This is a genomic window from Burkholderia sp. MBR-1 (assembly GCF_013822785.1).
GTDB classification, from domain to species: Bacteria; Pseudomonadota; Gammaproteobacteria; order Burkholderiales; family Burkholderiaceae; genus Burkholderia; species Burkholderia vietnamiensis.
The window spans coordinates 2139541-2157704 of sequence record NZ_CP053609.1; the positions used below are offsets into that span (position 1 = coordinate 2139541).

Genomic DNA, 18164 nt, shown 5'->3' on the forward strand with positions numbered 1-18164 from the left:
CTTAGCGGGTTTCCAGTTCGCCGAGCAGCGCGTCGATCGCGCTCGCGGCGTCGGTGTCGCGATGGGCCGCGCACGCCGCGTCGATCGCCGCCGCGCAGCGGGCCAGCGTGCGTGCGTCGAACAGCGTGCGCAGCGGCAGCGCGAGGCCCCAGTGCAAGTTGGCCTGCGCATGCGCCTGCGTCGCGAGCAGCGAATGGCCGCCGAGCTGGAAGAAATCGTCGTCGCGGCCGATCGCGTCGACGTGCAGCACGCGCTGCCAGATCGCCGCGAGCGCGCGCTCGGTGTCGGTCGCGAGCGCGACGGCCACCGCCGCCTCGCGCTGCGGCGCCGGCAACGCATGGCGGTCGCACTTGCCGTTCGGCGTGACCGGCAGCGCATCGAGCTCGATCAGCTGCGACGGCACCATGTACGCCGGCAATTGCGCGCACAGCGCGTCGAGCAGCGCCGCACGGTCGAGCGGCCCCGCGTCGCCGCGCGCGACGTAGCCGATCAGCTGCTCGTCGCGCACGATCACGACCGCGTCGTGCACGCCGGGCGCCGCGCGCAGCAGCACCTCGATTTCGCCGGGCTCGATGCGCTGGCCGCGCAGCTTCACCTGCGTATCGACGCGCCCGAGATAATCGAGCGCGCCGTCCGGGCGGCGGCGCGCGAGGTCGCCGGTGCGGTACATGCGCGCGCCCAGCACGAACGGATCGGGGACGAAGCGCTCCGCGGTCAGGCCCGGGCGGCCGAGATAGCCGCGCGCGAGGCCCGCGCCGGCCAGATACAGCTCGCCGGTCGCGCCGGCCGGCAGCGGCTGCCACGCCGCATCGAGCACGTGCAGCTGCAGGTTCGCGATCGGATGGCCGATCGGCACCGCGGGCGCGCGCGCGTCGTCGGCGCGGCAGGTCCAGTGCGACACGTCGATCGCGGCTTCCGTCGGCCCGTACAGGTTCACGAGCGTGGCGTCCGGCAGCAGCCGCGCGACCTTCGCGACCAGCTCCGGCGCGAGCGCCTCGCCGCTCGCGACGATCAGGCGCACGCTGTCGCATTGCGCGGCGGCGCCGAAATCGTCGAGATACGCGGCGAACGCGGCCAGCATCGACGGCACGAAATGCAGCACCGTCACGCCGTGCGCGTGGATCGCGGCCGCCAGCCGCGCCGGATCGCGGTGCTCGCCCGGCGCCGCGATCGCGAGCGTCGCGCCGGTCGCGAGCGGCCACACGAACTCCCACACCGAGACGTCGAAACCGAACGGCGTCTTGTGCAGCACGACGTCGTCGCGCGTGAGCCGGTACGCGTCCTGCATCCACGCGATGCGGTTCGCCAGCGCGCCGTGCGTGTTGCCGGCGCCCTTCGGCTTGCCGGTCGAGCCGGATGTGTAGATCAGGTAGGCGAGCTGCGCGTCGTCGACGACGGCGGGCGCATCGGCATCGTGCGCATCGTCCATTCCGTCGGCGAGCAGCTCGGCGACCGTGAGCAGTTGGGCCGCCGCACCGTTGCCGAGCGCCGCTTCGACCTGGGCGCGCAGCTGCGGCTGCGTGATGACGACCGCGGGCCGCGCGTCGCGCAGCAGGTATGCGATGCGCTCGGCCGGATAGTCGGGGTCGACCGGCAGGTAGGCGGCGCCGGCCTTCAGCACACCGACCAGCGCCATGACCATGTCGAACGAGCGCTCGACGCACAGCGCGACCGCCGTATCGCGCCGCACGCCGCGCCGGCGCAGCGCGGCGGCCACGCGCGACGTGCGCAGGTCCAACTCGCGGTAGCTCATGCGCTGCACGCCGTCGACCGGATGCGCGTATTCGAGCGCGATCGCATCGGGCGTCGCGCGCGCGGCCGCCGAGAACTGCAGATGCAGCGGCTGCCGCTGTGCGTCGGGCCAGCTGCGCGCGGTCTGCTGCGCGCGCGCGAGCGCGGTGGATGCCGCGTCGTCGGCGATCGACAGCGTGCCGAGCAGCGCATCCGGCGTGCGGGCCAGCGCGTCGAGCGCGCACGCGAACGCGCGGTGCCAGGCGTCGACGTCGGCGGCGTCGAGGCGTGCGGCGTCATAGCCGTAGTCGATCGTCAGCTCGGCGCCGCTTTCGATCACGAGCGTCAACGCGAAATCGGTCGCTTCGATGCTGCGCACGTCGCTCAAGCGCAGCGCGCGCGGATCGGCGTCGTCGCCCGCAGCGTCGACCGGATAGTTCTCGAACACGACGAGGGTGTCGAACAGTGCGCCGCCGGCGCCGCGCGCCCAGCGCTGGATGTCCGCGAGCGGCGTATGCGCATGCTCGGCCGCTGCCGCGTTGTCGCGCTGCAATGCGCGCAGCCAGTCCGCCGCGCGCTGCTGCGGCGCGGGCGCGGTGATCACCGGCAGCGTGTTGATGAACAGGCCGAGCACGGCGTCGACGTCCGGCAGCGCATCGGGGCGGCCGGCGACGGTCGCGCCGAACGCGACGGCCGGCTGATGCGTCATGCGCTGCAGCGCGAGCGCCCACGCGCCCTGCACCAGCGTGTTGACGGTCAGCTGCAGCGCACGCGCCGCTTGCGTGACGCGCGCCGTCGCGTCGGCGGCGATCGTCGCGCGCCGCGTCGTCATCCGCGCCGCCGCGCGGTCGGCCGTGCGCGCGGCGATCAGCGTCGGCGCATCGAGGCGCGCGAGCCGCCCGGTCCAGAAGCGCTCGTCCGCGCCGCGCTCGCGGGTGCCGAGCCACGCGATGAAGTCGCGATAGCGCAGCGCCGGGCGGCCCTCGAACGGCGACACCGCGTCGGGATCGCGGTAGTCGCGCAGTACCTCGGCAAGCAGGCGCGCGGTGCTCCAGCCGTCGAGCAGCACGTGATGACGCGTCCACACCACGCGCCACGCGTCGTCCGTCACGCGGATCAGCGTGACGCGCATCAGCGGCGGCTGGCGCCAGTCGAAGCCGCGCGCGCGGTCGGCGGCCATCCATGCGTCGAAATCCGCGTCGAGCGTCGCGCCGCGCGCGCGCCAGTCGAGCTGTTCGATCGGCATCCGCGCATCGCGATGCACGCATTGCAGCGGCGCGGCCTCGTCGGGTATCACGCTGGTGCGCAGGATGTCGTGGCGCGCGAGCGCCGCATCGAACGCGGCCGCGAAGCGCTCGGCGTCGAGCGCGGTCGCGCGCGCGACGAGCTGGTTCACGTAGCTCGCATGACCGGGCGCGTACAGCGCATGGAACAGCATGCCCTGCTGCATCGGCGACAGCGGATACACGTCGTCGATCGTGCGCCAGTCGAGCGCGGCGCGCTCGATCGCGGCCTGCGTGAGGCCGGCCGCCTGCGCGAGCGGGAAGTCGCCCGGCGTCGCACCGCCGCCGCGCCGAGCGACCCGCGACGCGCACGCGTCGACGAGCTCGCGCAGCGCGCGCGCAAAGCGTTCGGCGAGCGCATCGACGGTCGCGCGCTCGAACTGCGGCGCGCCGTACACCCAGTGCAGCTTCAGCGTGCGCGCGCCGTCGCGGTCGGTGTCGAGGTACGCGTGAATCGCCAGCGTATTGCCGAGCGGCCCGTGCGGGTCGCGTTCGATGCCGGCGCCGCCGAAGCGCGGCACCAGCAGCGCGTCGCGCGGCGCGTCGAACTGGCCGAGATAGTTGAACGTGACGCGCGGGCGCGGCACCGCCGCCAGCGCCGCGCGCGTCGCCGCGTCGCCGTAGTGCGCGAGCACGCCGAAGCCGAGCCCCTTGTGCGGCACCGCGCGCAGCGTATCCTTGACCGCGCACAGCGTCGCGCACGCGTCGGCCTCGACCGGTAGCGTGACCGGATAGTGGCTCGTCAGCCAGCCGATCGTGCGGCTCGCGTCGGCGTCGTCGAACAGCGCCTCGCGGCCGTGCCCTTCGAGCTCGATGCGGCACGCCGCGGCGCGGCCCGCGCCGGTCAGCGCGCTGGCGAGCGCCGCCGCCAGCAGCTCGATCGTCTGCGTGCGATAGGCCGCGTGCGCATCGGTGAGCGCGGCGCGCGTCAGCGCGGCGTCGATCGTCTGCACGACGACGGCCGCATCGGCGTTGGTCGCCGGCGCATCGGGACGATCGGGCGCGAACGCGTCGCCGTGCGCCATGCCGGCCCAGTACGCGACTTCGGCGGCGAACGGCGCGTCCGGCCCGAGCGCGGCACGCGCGAGCCGCGCGGCCCATGCATCGGCGCGCAGCCCCGGCGGCGACAGTCGCGCCGGCATGCGTTCGCAGGCGGCGCAATAGGCGGCGTCCAGATCGTCGATCAGGATGCGCCACGACACGCCGTCGACGATCGCGTGGTGAATCGCCAGATACAGCCGCGTCTCGCCGTCCGGCAGCCGCGCCGCGCACGCGCAGGCGAGCGGGCCGCGGCCGAGGTCGAGCCGGCGCTGCAATGCGTCGAAGCGCGCGAGCGCATCGGCTTCGTCGCGCGCGGCGACCTCGGCGAACGGCAACGCGTCGTACGGCTGCGCGGCGTCGTGCGCGCGCCAGCTGCCGTCGGCGCCGCGCGTGAAGCGCTGGCGGAACGCAGCGTGATGGGCGAGCACCGCGGCAAACGCGCGCGCGAACGCATCGGCGTCGAATGGGCCGCGCACGTCGAACGCGACCGACTGGTTCCAGTGGCCCGGATGCGGCACGTCGAGCGCGAAGAAGCGTTGCTGCGCGGGCGTCAGCAGCCCGGGGGCCGACGCGGACGCGGCGGCCTGGACCGGCACCGGCGTTGCGGCCGGCGTGACGCCGACCGCCTCGGTCTTCGCGACGCGCGCGAGCCCGGCGATGGTCGGCGCATCGAACAGCTGCTTCGGCGTGAAGCGCACGCCGAGCTTGCGCGCGCGGGCGATGACCTGCAACACGAGGATCGAGTCGCCGCCGAGTTCGAAGAAGTTGTCGTCGCGCGCGACCTGCGGCGCCTTCAGCACCGCTTGCCACACCTGCGCGAGCGCCGTTTCGACCGGCCCCTGCGGCGCGTCGCCACCGGCCGCGGCCACCGGCGCCGCGGCGAGCGCGCGCAGCGCCACGCGATCGATCTTGCCGTTCGCGGTGACGGGCAGACGCGCGAGCGCGACGATCTGCGCGGGCACCATGTAATCGGGCAGCGTCGCGCCGAGCGTCGCGCGCACCGCGGCCTCGTCGAACGCGGCGCCGTCGCGCAGCACGACGAAGCTCGCGAGCCGCATGCGGCCGTCGTGCTCGATCGCCAGCGTTTCCGCCTGCGCGATCGGGCCGGCCGCGCGCAGCGCCGCGCTCACCTCGCCCGGTTCGACGCGATAGCCGCGAATCTTCACCTGATCGTCGATCCGGCCGACGAACGCGAGCCGACCGTCCGCGCGCAGGCGCACGCGGTCGCCGGTGCGATACAGGCGCGCACCGGGCGTGAACGGATCGGGCACGAAGCGCTCGGCCGTCTGCGCCGGCCGGTTCAGATAGCCGCGCGCAACGCCGGGGCCGCCCAGATACAGCTCGCCGGTCGCGCCGGGCGGCACGCACGCGCCGAACGCATCGAGCACCAGCGCGCGCACATTCGGCAGCGGGGTGCCGAGCGGCACGCCGCTCGCCACGTCGCGCGCGTCGGCGGCGATCGACACGGTGTCGCATGCGATCGCGCCGACGGTCGCCTCGGTCGGCCCGTAATGATTGATCACGCGGCATGCCGGCGCGAGCGCGGACACGCGCGCGACCAGCGCCCACGTGAGCATTTCGCCGCCGGTCACGAGCGCGTGGCGCGGCAGCACGTCGGCCGGCACGCGCGCGTCGAGCAGCGCCTGCAGATGGCTCGGCACGATCTTCAGCACGCCGACGTCGCGGCCGCGCATTTCCTGCGCGAACAGGTCCGGATCGAACGCGCAGGCGGCCGGCAGCAGATGCAGCGTGCGGCCCGCGCACAGCGCGCCGAACAACGTCGTGTGGCCGAGGTCGGCGGCGACGGTCGAGACCATCGCGAACGACGCGTCCGGTGCGAACGCGAGCTCGTCGAGCATGCCCTGCACGTAGTCGGCGAGCGCGCCGTGCGTGACGACGACGCCCTTCGGCGTGCCGGTCGAGCCCGACGTATAGATCAGATAAGCGCCCTGTTCCGGGTGCGGCGCGACACGCACGCCGCCCGCGTGCGCGAGCTGCGCATCCTGGGCGAGCGCATCGACGTCGAGCGGCTGCGCGGCCGTGTCGTGCGGCCATGCGGCGGCGGCGGCGGCAGTAGCGGCATCGGCGACGAGCGCCCAGCGCGCGCCGCAGTCGGCGGCCGCGGCGACGATGCGCGCGGCAGGCTGCGCCGGATCGAGCAGCACGGCCAGCGCGCCGGCCTTCAGCGCGCCGAGCAGCGCCGCGACGAAGCGAGCCGAGCGTTCGATGCAGACGATCACCGGCGCTTCGGCGCGCACGCCGCGCAGCGCGAGCGCATGGGCGATGCGGTTCGACGCGTCGTCGAGTTCGGCGAAGGTCAGCGACGCCGATGCATCGGCGAGCGCGACGCGATGCGGATACGCGGCCGCCTGCCGCGCGAACGCGGCGACCACATCGGCATGCTCGACGCGCAGCGCACGGCCGTCGCGCGGCTGGCGCGACGCGGGCGCCGCATCGCACGGCAGCTCGGCCGTGACGGTCTGCGGGTCGTGCGCGGCGCACGCGACGAGCGCGGCATAGCTGTCGAGCCACGCGCGCGCGGTGTCTGCGTCGATGCAGTCGGTCGCATAGGCGGCGACGAGCGCGATGCCGCTCGCGTCGTCGGTGAAGTCGAGCGCGAAGTCGAAGCGCGCGGCGAGATCCGGCCCCGGCGTCGCGACGGCGGTCGCGCCCGGCAATACGCTGTCGTGCCGCGCGTCGAACTGCTGGGCGAACTTCACGCGCAGCCATTCGTCGCCGCGCCGCACCGGCGGCTTCACCGCATCGACGACGCGCTCGAACGGCACGTCCTGGTGCGCGACCGCGTCGAGCGCGGCCGCGCGCGTCGCCTCGACGAGCGCGCGGAACGGCTGCGTCGGCGCGACCCGCACGCGCAGCGCGACGGTGTTCAGGAACAGGCCGAGCAAGCGGCGCGTTTCCTCGCGCTGACGATGCGCGACCGGCACCGCGACGACCACGTCGGTCTCGCCCGTCAGGCGCGCGAGCCATGCGTCGAACGCGGCCAGCAGCACGGTGAACACGGTGGCCTGCGCATCGCGCGCGAGCCGGCGCAGGTCGGCCGCGACCGCGTCAGGCAGGCGCACGGACACGCGCGCGCCGTGCTGCGTGCGCGTCGCGGGCGGCTGGCGGTCGGTCGGCAACGCGAGCGGGCCCGGCACGTCGCGCAGCGCCGCGCGCCAGTACGCGAGCTGGCGCTCGCCTTCGCCGCCGGCCAGCATGTCGCGCTGCCAGTCCGCGTAGTCCGCATACTGGATCGGCAGCGCCGGCAACGACGGCTCGCGGCGCTGCGCGTACGCGCAATACGCGGCCGCCAGCTCGTCGAACGCGCAGCGCGAGCTCCAGCCGTCGGTGATCGCGTGATGCGCGGTCAGCAACAGGCGGTGACGCGCGTCGTCGAGCACGACCAGCGTCGCGCGCAGCAGCGGCCCGCGCGACAGATCGAACGGCGCGCCCGCATCGCGTTCGGCCACGCGCGCGGCCTGCGCATCGCGGGCGGCGGGCGGCAGCTCGCGCAGGTCCACCGTCGCGATCGGCACCGGCAGCGCGGCATGGATGCGCTGCATCACGATGCCGTCGCCGTCGTCGACGAGCGTGGTGCGCCATGCGTCGTGCCGGCCGATCACATGATCGAGCGCGCGTTGCAGCGCCTCACGGTCGAGCGCGCCGTCGATGGTCCAGTGTGCGGCGATGTGATAGGCGGCGCCCGCGTCGCGCGTCTGTGCGAGCACCCAGAAGCGCTGCTGCGCGAGCGACGCCGCGCGATCGACGTACGGCGCAGCCGATGAATCTGCATCGGCATCGGCGCGCGCGCCGCGCACGGCAATCGCGGCGAGCGGCGCGCCGGTTTCGCGTTCCGCGCGATCGACCTGGGCGGCAAGCTCGGCCAGCAGCGGATCGGCGAACAGCGCGTCGAGCCGCAGGTTCACGCGCCATTGCGTGCGGATCGCGGCCTGCAGCTGCATCGCGGCGAGCGAATCCGCGCCGAGCGCGAAAAAGCGCGCGTCGCGCGACGGCGGCGCATCGAGGCCGAGCAGCGTCTGCCAGCACGCGGCGAGATGCGCCTCGGTGGCCGTGCGCGCCGGCTCGCCGGCGGGCTGGTCCGCGCGCTGCGCGGCGGCGATCCGTTCGCGCAGCGCGGCGCGATCGAGCTTGCCGTTCAGCGTGTACGGCAGCGCGTCGCAGCGCACGAACCGGTGCGGCTGCCACGCGGCCGGCAGCTGGGCGCCGACGTGCGCTTTCAATGCGGCATCGTCCGCATCGTCCGCGGCAGCGCGCAACGCGACGCATGCGATCAGCCGCGTCGACCCGTTGACGGCTTCGGCGATCACGGCTGCATCGGCGACTGCCGCGTGCGTGCGCAGACACGCGGCGATCTCCGCCGGCTCCACGCGCACGCCGCGCACCTGCACCTGATCGTCGACGCGGCCGAGATAGTCGAACGCGCCGTCGGCGCGCCGGCGCGCGAGGTCGCCGGTGCGATAGACGCGCGCGCCCGGCGCGCCGTGCGCGTCGGGCACGAAGCGCTCGGCCGTCAGCGCCGCGCGGCCGTGATAGCCGCGCGCGATGCATGCGCCGCCGAGCAGTAGCTCGCCGGCGCGGCCGGGCTCGCCATTAGCGTAGGCATCGGCGTCGCCATCCGCGTCGTCGATGCGCGCGATGCGCGGGCCGATCGCACGGCCGATCGGCAGCGCCGCGTAGGCATCGTCGGCGTCCAGCGCGGGCGTTTCACCGGGCTCGACCGGCCACAGCATCGGCGAGATCACGGCCTCGGTCGGGCCGTAGCCGTTGACGAGGCGCACGGACGGGAACGTGCGGCGCACGGTGTCGAACGCCTGCTGCGGCAGCGCTTCGCCGCCGAACGCGAGCACGCGCAACGCCGGCGGCACGCCGTCGCGCGCGGCGACGCTCGCGAACTCGCGCAGGTACGCGGGCGGAAACGCGGCCACGCTGACCGATTCGCGCACCATCAGCGCATGCGCGGCGTCCGGCGCGAACGGCTGTGCCGGTGCGATCGTCACGCTGGCGCCGACCGCGAGCGGCGCGAGCCAGCATTCGTGCGCCGCATCGAAATTCACCGACGCGAAATGCAGCAGCCGGTCGTCGGCTTCGATCGGCAGCGCGCCGGCCAGCGCGTCGCAATGCGCGGCGAGCGGCCCGTGCTCGACGACGACCGCCTTCGGCGTGCCGGTCGAGCCCGACGTGTAGATCATGTAGGCGGCCGCGCGCGGATGCACGGGCGCATCTTCCTCGTCGAACGCGGATGCGTCGGCGGCTGAGCCTGCCGCCGATGCGACGTCGAACGTGTGTTCGAACGGCGCGCCGAGCGCCGCGCGCCCGGCCGCATCGACGACGCCGTGACGCAGTTGCGCATCGCGCACGATCCAGTCCAGCCGCGCGGCCGGATGGCGCGGATCGAGCGGCACGAACACGCCGCCCGCCTTCAGCACGGCCAGCAGCGCGACGAACAGCTCGCACGAGCGCTCGACGCAGACGCCGACGCGCACCTCCGCGCCGACCCCGGCCGCGCGCAGCCGGCGCGCAAGCAGCGAGGCCTGAGCGTCGAGCGCGCGCCGCGACAGGCGCAGCTCGTTCTGGAAAGGCGCGGCAAGCGCGGGTGCGTCGGGCGCGAGGCGCGCCAGGTCGCGGATTCGGTGGTGCAGCGCAGTCGGGAAACTCGTCATGTGCGTGAAGTCCTTCGGTCCGGCCGCTTCGGCCAAGTCTCGGGGCCGCTTCGGGCGGCTTCACTGGTGTGACGAACGGCGCGGCCGATTTTTTACCGTTTTGCGCATGACGGCCGCGCGCAGGCCGCGCGTGGCGAGTTCGCACGCGCTGCTAAATGCCTGCGCTGCTAAATATTTGCGGCGCCCGTTCGTCTATCAGGGAGAGACGCCGCGACCGCGCGGTTGCCGCAGCGCTGCCGTTCGCGCCGGCTCTGCCGGTTGCGCGCGTTTCACCAGTTGTTCTCGCCTGCCCTTCATTAACCGACGTTGCCGATGACAGCCGCCCACGAGCCCTCTTCCCCGCCGTCCCTCGACGCCTCCCCCGGCCGCCCCGCCGCGCGCCTGATCCTCGCGCTGCTGCGCGAAAGCCGCGCCTCGCTCGCGCTCGCGCTCGCCGCCTGCGTGCTCAACGGCGTCGCGAGCGTGCTGCTCGTCGCGGCGTTGAACCGCGCGCTCGCGCAGCCGGGCGCGGCCGATGCGGCGCTCGCGTGGCGCTTCGCGCTGTGCGCGGTGATCGCGCTCGTCACGCGGATCGTGTCGGGCACGCTGTTCGCCCGGCTGTCGCAGGACACGATGGCGCGGCTGCGCGTGCATCTCGCGCGGCGCGTCGGCGCGGCCGAGCTGCGCGACATCGAGCGGATCGGCGCGGCGCCCGTGCAGTCGGTGCTCACCGACGACGCGACCAACGTGTCGATGCTGTTCTTCGCGTTGCCGAACCTGGTGATGCACGGCTCGATCGTGTTCGGCTGCCTCGGCTATCTGGCGTGGCTGTCGTGGCCCGTGTGCGTGCTCGCGCTCGCCGCGATCGTCGCCGGCTCGCTCGGCTATCACACCGGCGATCGCCGCGCGATCGCGTCGCTCGAGGCGGCCGGCCGCGCGCAGGACCGGCTGTTCGGCCATCTCGGCTCGCTGTTCTCCGGCGCGAAGGAGCTGAAGCTGCACGATGCGCGCGCGCGCCAGTTCGTCGACGGCCAGCTCGGCACGGCGATCGGCGAGGTGCGCGACCATCGCCGTCGCGCGTTCAGCGCGTATGCGGTCGGCGTCGGCTGGATCATCTTCCTGTTCTACGTGTTCCTCGGCGCCGCCGCGTTCTGGCCGCAGCTCGGCGTGCACGCCGACGCGTCCACGGCCGCCGGCTACGTCGTCGTGTTCCTGTTCATGCTGGTGCCGCTCGACGGGCTGTTGAACAACCTGCCGACCGTCAATGCCGCGCGCGTGTCGCTCGCGCGCATCGAAGCCGTGATGGCCGAATTCGGCGCGCTGCGCACGGTGCCGCCCGCCAGCGACGCGCCCGACGTGCCGCCGGCCGGCGCCGTCACGCTGCGCGGCGTCACGCACGCGTATTTCCACGAACGCGACGAGCGGATGTTCCGGATCGGCCCGATCGACCTGACGATCCGGCCCGGCGAGCTGGTGTTCATCGTCGGCGGCAACGGCAGCGGCAAGACCACGCTCGCGAAGGTGCTGACCGGCCTCTACGAACCCGAGGAAGGCACGATCGAGGTCGACGGCCGGCCGATCGGCTGGCGCGAGCGCGCCGCGTACCGGCAGCGCTTCAGCGCGGTGTTCAACGACTTCCATCTGTTCGACGCGCTGCTCGGCATCGTCGATCCGGACGACCCGGCGCGCGCGCAGGCCGATGCGCGCGCGAACGCGCTGATCGCGAAGCTCGCGCTCGATCACAAGGTGAAGGTCGTCGACGGCGCGTTCTCGAATCGCGCGCTGTCGACCGGGCAGCGCAAGCGGCTCGCGCTCGTCGTCGCGTATCTGGAGGACCGGCCGTTCTACCTGTTCGACGAATGGGCGGCCGACCAGGACCCGTCGTTCAAGGCCGTGTTCTACGAGCAATTGCTGCCCGAGCTGCGCGCGCGCGGCAAGGCCGTGATCGTCATCACGCACGACGACCGCTATTTCGATCTCGCCGACCGGCTGCTGAAGCTCGACAACGGGCAGATCGTCAGCGATACGGCGCCCGCGCGAGCGCGTGACGGGGAGAACGCGCTGAGTGCGTGATCGTCGGGGCACGCCGGCCTGCATCGTCGTGTTGGTCGCGCCGGCGGTCTCGATGATCGACGGCGAGCGGGCAGCGATTGCGTCGATGGGCTTGCGGGCGCAGCGCGATCGCGGCGACCGGCTGCTGCTGCGGGCAAGATGTGGCCGGATGTGCGTCGCGGTTGCTGTGTACTGGCGTTGGGTTCGATTCGCTGTTGGGCGCATGCGTTGCACGGAGACGTTGCGCAGGCTATGCCGTGCATGGCGGAAGGCGCTGTGTCGCTCGGCAACCGAACCAGCGCGGGTTCGCCCCGCTGTTACGAGCGCGCCCGCCATCGGAAAGTCTTTCGAGCGCGCGTAGGTGGTAGCGTGCATCACGGACGACCCGGTGCCGCCCGTCCCCGAAACGCGAAACGTGCGGCCCGCTTACCGACCCACTCACGTGAACGCGCCGGGACGAACGCACAACGAACCCTCGCACACCATGCCCTTCTGAACCGCGCTACCCGGCTGTCCGACGTGAATTACCGCCGCACGCGTCAGCGCACGGCCGGCAGTTTCAGCATCGTGTCGGTCATCACGTCGGCGAGCTTGAGCGCCGACATCGGGCCGCCGAAGCCCCATATGTTGCGTTCGACGAGCGCGATCCGGTGCTCGCGCAGCGCGGGCACGAACCGCCACACCGGCGAATCGAGCTTCGCCGCAAGCGGTACGTCCGGCCCGCTCGCGGTGACGAACAGCACGGCGAGATCGCGTTGTTTCAGCAGATCGGCAGACGTCACGTACAGCGTGCCCTCGCGCGTCGGCGTGTTCGGCCACGGCGCAAGCCCCATCGCACGCGCGAGGCCCGCCGACGTGCTGTTGCCCGTATAGGCCCAGTAACGGTCCGGCAGCCCGAGATCCTGCAGCAGCGCGATGCGCTCGCCACCGCGCCCGGCCGCGGCAACCCGCGCCGCGTTGCGGGCAATACCTGTGTCGAGTTGCGCTTCGACCGCTTGCGCGCGCGCGCCGCGGCCCGTGACCGCGCCGATCGTGCGGAAGATCTCGCGCATCCAGTCGAGTTGCGTGATCGGTAAACTGCGTGGCACGCCACGCTCCGACACGTTCGGGCTGAACTGGAACAGGATCGTCGGCGCGATCCGGTCGAGCGCGTCGAAGATCGGCGCATGCCGAAAGCCGACGCCGAGGATCAGATCGGGCTGCACGGCGGCGATCGCTTCGAGCCCGGGCTCCTGCCGCGAGCCGACGTCGGTCACGTGGGCGAGCCGGTCGCTGGCGTAGCCGAGCCAGCCCGGATAGAACGCCGTATCGGCCATGCCGACCGGCACGATGTCCAGCGCGATCGCGCTTTCCGCGAACATGAAGTCGAGCGCGACCACGCGCTGCGCGCGCAGCGGCATCGTCGCGCTCGCCTGCGACACGACCGGGTTGCCGGCGAGCGAGCGGCCGGCCTGCAAGGCCGTGGCCGTAGCCATACCCGCGCCACGCCCGGCCGCGCGTGCATCGCTCGCGAGCGCATCGCGCGGCGCCGCGCACGCGGCGGCGGCGAGCGCAGCCAGCATCCCGAGCGAACGACGGCGGCCGGCGTGCATCAGCGGCTCAGGTCCTGCTCGGCCAGCGCCGCATCGTCCATCGTCAAGAGCAGCGGGCAGCTTGCACACAGTCGGGTCTCTCCAGGAATTTCATAGCGCAGACAGCACACGCGGCGCGCGCGAAACGGCGTCGGCAGCAGCGCCGAGCGCGGCACGGCGTCGCGCACGGGCATGCGCAGCGGATTCGGTTCGCCGCCCACGCACGACGCGCCGAACAGCCAGCACGCATCGCGCACGGGATCGGCGACGCACGGCAGCGTCCGGTACATGCCGAACAGATGATCGAGCAGGTTGCCCGCGTTGCTCCACAGCACGCGCGGCGTGACGCGCCCGATCTCGGCGAGCAGCTCGATCACCGCATGCAGATGCGCGCGCAGCCCGGCGTAACGCGGCGCGGGCGCGTCGCACGGCGCGCCGAGCGCATCGGGCGCGAAGTACAGCGCGCCCGGCATCCCGTCGTCGAGCGCGACGAAGGTGCGGCGCGGCGCCATGTCGAGCGGCCGGCCGAGCGTCAGCGCGGCGACCACGGCCGCGGGCGCCGCGCGCCCGAAGTAGTACTTGCTCCATTGCGAGATCAGCGCACGCGCATGCCGCGCGGGGTCGCCGCCGTAGTGACGGACCATCGCGTCGAGCAGCGCGTCGCGATGATCGGCCAGCGCCTCGACCGGCACGACGACCCGGCCCGGTGCGTGCGTCTCGTGCGGGCGGCCGAGCCACACGACGTCGAGATGCGCGCCGAGCGCTTCGGGCGCGAACGCGGAAAACCGCGTGGCGCCGGTGTCGGCGGTGCAGCCGGGCGCCGCCGTCATCGCGCCGCGCGCCGCGCGCGGCGCCCCTCGACGATCAGCAGCCCGAGCAGATACGGCGCGCCGATCAGGGCGGTCAGCACGCCGGCCGGCACTTCGCGCGGCGCGACGAGCGTGCGCGCCGCGAGATCGGCCGCGCCGAGCAGCACGGCGCCGCAGGCGGCCGCGACGTACAGCCGCGTGCGATGCCGGCGCACGCCGAGCATCGTCGCGACGTGCGGCGCCATCAGGCCGACGAAGCCGACCGGTCCCACCGCCGCGACGGCCGCGCCCGCGGCGAGCGTCGCGATGGTCAGCGCGAGCGGGCGCAGCGCGGCGACCGGCAGGCCGAGCGCGGCCGCCTGATCGTCGCCGAGCGCGAGCATGTCGAGCGGCCGCGCGAGCCACGCGAACACCGGCACCGCGAGCGCACACCACGGCAGCAGCATCGCGACCTCGCCCCAGCTGCGGCCGTAGGTGCCGCCGACCAGCCACACGACGAAGCGCGCGGGCTGCACGCTTTCCTGCGTGATCAGCCACTGCGCGAGCGTGGTCCACAGTGCGCCGATCGCGATGCCGGTCAGCGCGACCGCGAGCGGTGCATAGCGATGCCGATGATTCAGCGCGAGCGTGATCGCGAGCGACAGCGCCCCGCCCGTCAACGCCGCCGCGGCGAGCGTCAGCTGCCCGGCGAGCGGCCACGTCGACAACGCGAACAGCGTGACGAGCCCCGCGCCCTGCGTGACGCCGAGCACTTCGGGGCCGGCGAGCGGATTGCGCACGACGCTCTGCATCGCGACGCCGCTCGCGGCCAGCAGCGCGCCCGCGAACAGCGCGCACAGCAGGCGCGGCATGCGCAGGTCGATCAGCATGCGTGCGACCGGATCGTGGCCCGCGAGCGCGGCCCACCAGCGCGCGGGCGTCACCCATTCGGGGCCGGCCGACACGCCGGCGAACACGATCGCCACGACGACTGCGGCGGCGGCCGCGAACAGCGCGCCGCGCAGCGGCCAGCCGAGCCGCTCGAACCGTTCCAGCCGGCCGACCAGCCGCGTCGCGCCGCCGCCGGCCGCGCGCTCGGGCTGCGCATGCAGCACACCCGACCACGCGGCGCCGCGCCGGATCATCGCGAGCATCAGCGGCGTGCCGACCAGCGCGATCGCGACGCCGGTCGACAGGGTCGCGTCGAGCCCGGCGGCGAGCACCGCGCTGTCGGTGCCGAGCACCAGCGCGCCGCCGGCGAGCGCCGACAGCGGCACGAGCACGCCGAGCCGCGCCGCGCGCGCGCCGCGCACCTGACGCAGCAGGTTCGGCGCGACGAGCCCGACGTACGACAGCGGGCCGGCGATGCTGACGGCCACGCTCGTGAACGCGACGGCGACGACCGTCGCGGCGAGCCGCGTCGCGTCGACGCGCACGCCGGCCGCGGCCGCCGCGTCGTCGCCGAGCGCGAGCGGGTTCAGCGGCCGGATCACGAACGGCAGTGCGACGAGCGGCGCGACGAGCCAGCGAACGGCCAACGCGAGGCCGCTCGCGCCCGGCTGATACAGGCTGCCGTTCGCCCACAGCGCGGCGCCGGCAATGTTCTGCTCGAAGAATGCGAGCACGAGCGTCGACAGCGCGGCGAACAGCAGCATGCAGACGCTGCCCGCGAGCACCAGCCGCAGCGGCGTCGCGCGCCAGCCGCCGGCCGCGGCGATCGCGCACGCGGCGGCGAGCAGCCCGCACGCGAACAGCAGCGGCACCGACGCGACGCCGGCCAGCGCCGGCACCAGCATCGCGGCGAGCAGGCCGAGCTGTGCGCCGCCCGTCACGCCGAGCAGATCGGGCGACGCGAGCGGATTGCGCGTGAGCGACTGAAACAGCGCGCCGGCGATGCCGAGGCTGCCGCCCGCGACGACGGCCGCCGCGACGCGCGGCAGGTTCAGCTCGAACAGGAACACGTGCGCGAGCAACGCGTCGTCGCTGCCGGGCGCCGCGCTCCACCATGCGCGCAGGTCGGGCGCGACGCGCAGCACCGCGAGCGCGCCGATCAGCGCGAGCAGCGCAAGCGCGAGCGCCGCGGCGCGGCCGCCGGACGCCGCGTCAGGCGCGCACGCACCGCGCCGCTTGCGTATTGCCAGCGTGGTCATGCGGCGAGGTCCGGATCGGCCGCGCGATCGAACGCGTGCGTCGCGCCGGAGACCGAAGGTCCGTACGCCGGCACGCACATCGGCGCGCCGGTTTGCGGATGCGCGAGCTTCAGCATGTCGACGCCGAATGCCGCGCGCAGCCGCTCGGGCTCCAGCATCGCATCCGGCGAGCCGTGCGCGACGACGCGGCCGGCGCGCATCAGCACGATGTCGTCGCTGTACGCGGCCGCCTGGTTCAGGTCGTGCAGCACCCACACGATCGTCAGCCCGCGCGCGCGGTTCAGCGCGCGCAGCGCGTCGAGGATGTCGAGCTGGTGATGGATGTCGAGATAGGTCGTCGGCTCGTCGAGCAGCACGATCGGCGCCTGTTGCGCGAGCGCCATCGCGATCCACGCACGCTGCCGCTCGCCGCCCGACAACGCGCCGACGTCGCGCCCGGCGTCGCCCGCGAGGCCGCTCGTGTCGAGCGCCTCGTCGATCACCGCGTGATCGGCGCGCGACAGGCCGCGCAGGAAGCCGCCGTACGCATAGCGTCCGTACGCGACCAGCTCGCGCACCGTCAGCCCCGACGGGATCTGGTTGAACTGCGCGAGCATCGTCAGCTCGCGCGCGAGCGCGCGGCGGCGAAACGACGCGAGCGGCCTGCCGTTCACGTCGACGTGGCCCGCACGCGCGGGCTGCAGGCCCGCGAGCGTGCGCAGCAGCGTGCTCTTGCCGCAGCCGTTCGGGCCGCACAGCGCGGTCACGCGGCCGGCCGCGATCGACAGGTCGAGCCCGTCGATCACGACCTGGTCGCGATAGCCCACCGTCAGTCCGCGCGCGGCGAGCGCGGCGGCACTACGCGTCATCGGTCCTCCGTGCGGCTGCCGGCGCGGCGCGGTAGCTCTGCGCCATCGCGACCACCACCTTGCGCGGCCCCTCGAACGGGTCGCGCGCATGCGCGCTCAGCATGTTGTCGAGCATCAGCACGTCGCCGGTGCGCCACGGGAACACGATGCGCTGGCGCTCGAGCACGCCGCGGATCTGCGCGAGCGCGTCGGCCTCGAGCGGCGTGCCGTCGCCGTAGTAGACGTTGCGCGGCACGTTGTCGAGGCCGACCGCATCGACGAGCGCGTCCTGCATGTCGTCGTCGAGCGCGGACAGGTGAAACAGGTTCGCCTGGTTGAACCACACGCGCTCGCCGGTGCGCGGATGGCGCGCGACGGCCTGGCAACGCTCGCGCGTGCGCAGCAGCAGTTCGCCGTCGTCGCCGGTGCGCCAGGCGCATTCGATTCCGCGCGCCGCGCACATGCGCTCGACCGCGGCCGGATCGTCGGTGCCGAACGACTGCTGCCACGGCAGGTCGAGCCCCTGGCCGAAGTTGCGCACGTACAGCAGCTCGCGCTGCTCGAAACGTGCGACCAGCGCCGGGTCGAGCGCGCGATACACGGCGCGGCTGTCAGCGATCGGCGTCGCACCGCCCTGCTGCGCCGCGAGCGCACAGTGAAACCAGATCCGCAACGGCCACTCGCGCGTGTACGACTGCTCGTTGTGCAGCGGGATCGCGCGGTGCGGCGGGTATTCGGTCGACGTGTACACCGCGCCTTCGACCTGGCTGCGCGGCGTCGACGCATATTCGTAACCGATCAGCGGATCGCCGAACGATGCCGCGAAGCGCTGGAACGCGTCGATCGACGGCACGCGAAAGCCCGTGAACAGCACACCGCCCGCCCGTTCGAGCGTGTCGGCCGCGATCGCATGCGCGAGCGGCGCGAGCGCGTCGATCGACATCCCGTCGGCGCTGCGCGGCGACACGACGGTGGGCAGTCCCGGCTCGATACGCAGATCGTCGAGCGTCGGCAACGAAAGCAGGGTCATGCAACGTCCTCTTCAGGTAGCGCGCCGCCAG

7 protein-coding genes are annotated in these 18164 nt (G+C 73.6%); 1 reads left to right on the forward strand and 6 read right to left on the reverse strand.

Annotation, left to right across the window (positions count from 1 at the left end; genetic code table 11):
- Position 1: 1 nt before the first annotated feature.
- Complete coding sequence (locus MBR110_RS09875) at positions 2-9736, reverse strand: non-ribosomal peptide synthetase (RefSeq protein ID WP_181709049.1); 9735 nt, start codon at positions 9734-9736, stop codon at positions 2-4.
- Between the two features lie 312 nt (positions 9737-10048).
- Between MBR110_RS09875 and MBR110_RS09880 the strand changes: the two genes are divergently transcribed.
- Complete coding sequence (locus tag MBR110_RS09880) at positions 10049-11788, forward strand: cyclic peptide export ABC transporter (RefSeq protein WP_059562714.1); 1740 nt, start codon at positions 10049-10051, stop codon at positions 11786-11788.
- Between the two features lie 518 nt (positions 11789-12306).
- On the opposite strand, the gene MBR110_RS09885 is transcribed toward MBR110_RS09880, so the two are convergent.
- Genes MBR110_RS09885 through MBR110_RS09905 form a run of 5 tightly spaced genes read right to left on the reverse strand, consistent with a single transcriptional unit; the run spans position 12307 to position 18133 of the window.
- Entirely contained in the window at positions 12307-13359 is a 1053-nt protein-coding gene (locus MBR110_RS09885) for an ABC transporter substrate-binding protein (protein WP_408913000.1), read from the reverse strand.
- Positions 13359-14168: a siderophore-iron reductase FhuF gene (fhuF, locus tag MBR110_RS09890; RefSeq protein ID WP_045579126.1), complete on the reverse strand. Its 810-nt coding sequence runs from the start codon at positions 14166-14168 to the stop codon at positions 13359-13361. The genes MBR110_RS09885 and fhuF overlap by 1 nt, the downstream gene beginning before the upstream one ends.
- Positions 14165-16276 carry a Fe(3+)-hydroxamate ABC transporter permease FhuB gene (gene fhuB / locus MBR110_RS09895; protein ID WP_181709050.1) on the reverse strand — a complete coding sequence of 704 codons (2112 nt, stop codon included), beginning with the start codon at positions 16274-16276 and terminating at the stop codon, positions 14165-14167. The genes fhuF and fhuB overlap by 4 nt, the downstream gene beginning before the upstream one ends.
- Positions 16273-17124, reverse strand: a complete 852-nt coding sequence (locus MBR110_RS09900; RefSeq protein ID WP_181709051.1) for an ABC transporter ATP-binding protein — start codon at positions 17122-17124, stop codon at positions 16273-16275. The genes fhuB and MBR110_RS09900 overlap by 4 nt, the downstream gene beginning before the upstream one ends.
- Positions 17114-18133 carry a TauD/TfdA family dioxygenase gene (locus tag MBR110_RS09905; RefSeq protein ID WP_059990133.1) on the reverse strand — a complete coding sequence of 340 codons (1020 nt, stop codon included), beginning with the start codon at positions 18131-18133 and terminating at the stop codon, positions 17114-17116. The genes MBR110_RS09900 and MBR110_RS09905 overlap by 11 nt, the downstream gene beginning before the upstream one ends.
- Between the last annotated feature and the right edge of the window lie 31 nt (positions 18134-18164).

What these genes read in the sequence shown, in the direction of transcription:
- MBR110_RS09885 (WP_408913000.1), bottom strand. Translation starts at nt 13,359, where the DNA reads ATGCACGCCGGCCGCCGTCGTTCGCTCGGGATGCTGGCTGCGCTCGCC.
- fhuB (WP_181709050.1), bottom strand. Translation starts at nt 16,276, where the DNA reads ATGACCACGCTGGCAATACGCAAGCGGCGCGGTGCGTGCGCGCCTGAC.
- MBR110_RS09905 (WP_059990133.1), bottom strand. Translation starts at nt 18,133, where the DNA reads ATGACCCTGCTTTCGTTGCCGACGCTCGACGATCTGCGTATCGAGCCG.
- MBR110_RS09900 (WP_181709051.1), bottom strand. Translation starts at nt 17,124, where the DNA reads ATGACGCGTAGTGCCGCCGCGCTCGCCGCGCGCGGACTGACGGTGGGC.
- fhuF (WP_045579126.1), bottom strand. Translation starts at nt 14,168, where the DNA reads ATGACGGCGGCGCCCGGCTGCACCGCCGACACCGGCGCCACGCGGTTT.
- MBR110_RS09875 (WP_181709049.1), bottom strand. Translation starts at nt 9,736, where the DNA reads ATGACGAGTTTCCCGACTGCGCTGCACCACCGAATCCGCGACCTGGCG.
- MBR110_RS09880 (WP_059562714.1), top strand. Translation starts at nt 10,049, where the DNA reads ATGACAGCCGCCCACGAGCCCTCTTCCCCGCCGTCCCTCGACGCCTCC.